2 protein-coding genes are annotated in these 2,001 nt (G+C 67.3%); one reads left to right on the forward strand and one right to left on the reverse strand.

Annotation, left to right across the window (positions count from 1 at the left end; all coding sequences use genetic code 11):
• Nucleotides 1–73 precede the first annotated feature (73 nt).
• Entirely contained in the window at nt 74–856 is a 783-nt protein-coding gene (locus ABD198_RS30410) for a sporulation protein (protein WP_344007942.1), read from the reverse strand.
• A gap of 148 nt (nt 857–1,004) precedes the next feature.
• Between ABD198_RS30410 and ABD198_RS30415 the strand changes: the two genes are divergently transcribed.
• Entirely contained in the window at nt 1,005–1,655 is a 651-nt protein-coding gene (locus ABD198_RS30415) for a DNA-3-methyladenine glycosylase (protein ID WP_344007944.1), read from the forward strand.
• Nucleotides 1,656–2,001: the final 346 nt, after the last annotated feature.

Raw genomic sequence — 2,001 nt, forward strand, 5'->3', positions numbered from 1 at the left:
ACACCGAACCCAGAAGGCCCTCACCCGTTCAAGCACCCAGCACGCGTGTCACCAACGTCCCGGGACAGCACACCTAGAACCAGTTCCGCTTGCTGCCGACCTCCGACAGCCACTGGTTCAGGTAGGCCGCCCAGTCGGTCCCCTGGTAGTCGTTGAGCCCCACCTGGAACGAGCGGTAGGTGTCGCTGCCCTCGCTGAACAGACCCGGCTTCTTGTCCATCTCCAGCACCACGTCCATGGCCTGCGAGTCGGCCACGAAGCTCAACTCCACCTGGTTCAGCCCGCGGTACTGCTGCGGCGGGAAGAACTCGATCTCCTGGTAGAACGGCAGCTTCTGCCGCGTACCCCGGATGTGGCCGCGCTCCATGTCCGCGTTCTTGAAGCGGAAGCCCAGCTGGACGAAGGCGTCCAGGATCGCCTTCTGCGCCGGCAGCGGGTGCACATTGATCGGGTCCAGGTCACCGGAGTCCACGGCACGCGCGATCGCCAGCTCGGTCACGACCCCGATGTTCATCCCGCGCAGCGCCTGGCCGTCGATCATCGTGATCGGCGTCTCCCACGGGATCTCCAGCCCGAACGGCACCGCGTGCACCGCGCCCGCCTTCAGCTCGAAGGCACCGCCCAGCCGCGACTTGGTGAATTCGATGTCCTGCTTGTACTCCTGGTCGCCGCTCTCCACCTCGACCTTGGCCTGGAGCCCGACCGACAGTCCCTCGATCTGCTGGTCGACGTTGCCGCCCTGGATCCGCACCTCGCCCTGGACGACACCGCCCGGCACCACGTTGACCTCGTTCAGCACCGTCTCGACCGAGGCTCCGCCGGCACCCAGGCTCGCGAGCAGCTTCTTGAACGCCATGTCTCTCCCTTTGTCGCCCTGTGGCTTCGATCCCTAACAACGCGATCCAGCCGTGGCCGGTTCCGCGCACCCACACCCTGGCACCCTGGCAGCCACCGCATCCGCTCACCGCCCCGCCGCGGGAGGCGTCTCCAGTACCCTCGAACCGATGATCGCGACCCCCGACCGTACGCCCCTGCCCAGGACCTTCTTCGACCGGCCCGTCCTCGAGGTCGCCCCCGATCTCCTGGGCCGTGTCCTGGTACGCACCACCCCGGACGGTCCGATCGCCCTCCGCCTGACCGAGGTGGAGGCGTACGACGGTCCGAACGACCCCGGCTCCCACGCCTATCGCGGACGCACAGCCCGCAACAGCGTGATGTTCGGTCCGCCCGGTCATGTGTACGTCTACTTCACCTACGGCATGTGGTTCTGCATGAACCTGGTCTGCGGGCCGGAGGGACGGGCCAGCGCGGTGCTGCTGCGCGCCGGCGAGATCATCGAGGGAGCCGAACTCGCCCGGACCCGTCGCCTCTCGGCCCGCAGTGACAAGGAATTGGCCAAAGGCCCGGCCCGCCTGGCCACCGCCCTGGGCGTCGACCGCTCCCTGAACGGCACCGACGCATGTGCCTCCGGCGACACCCCGCTGCGGATGCTGTCGGGCACCCCTGTCCCCTCCGACCAGGTACGGAACGGCCCGCGCACCGGTGTCGCCGGCGAGGGCGGCGACGGCGACATCCACCCGTGGCGGTACTGGGTCGCCAACGACCCCACGGTGAGCCCCTATCGGGCGCATGTCCCCAGACGCCGCCGAAGTTGACGCGCCTCGTCGAGCCGCGTAATGTGGCCCGAGCCGCTGAACCGGGTACGGCGATCGCCTGCAGCCGGAGCGGCCAACCCACTACCTACGACTTCCCCTCAGCGGGGACGAATTCGGCGTGCCCGCATGCCTGAATTCAGAACCGCGATGCCCGATTATGAATCGGGCAGGGAGATCGGCTAACGTAGTGAATGCCGAAAGGCCCCGCCGACCGGGAATCAGGCCCGAAAGGATCTGATAGAGTCGGAAACACCGAAGGGAAGCGCCCCGAGGAAAGCCCGAGAGGGTGAGTACGAAGGAAGCGTCCGTTCCTTGAGAACTCAACAGCGTGCCAAAAGTCAACGCC

Origin of the sequence: Streptomyces thermocarboxydovorans, from assembly GCF_039524635.1 — a bacterium.
Taxonomy (GTDB): Bacteria; Actinomycetota; Actinomycetes; order Streptomycetales; family Streptomycetaceae; genus Streptomyces; species Streptomyces thermocarboxydovorans.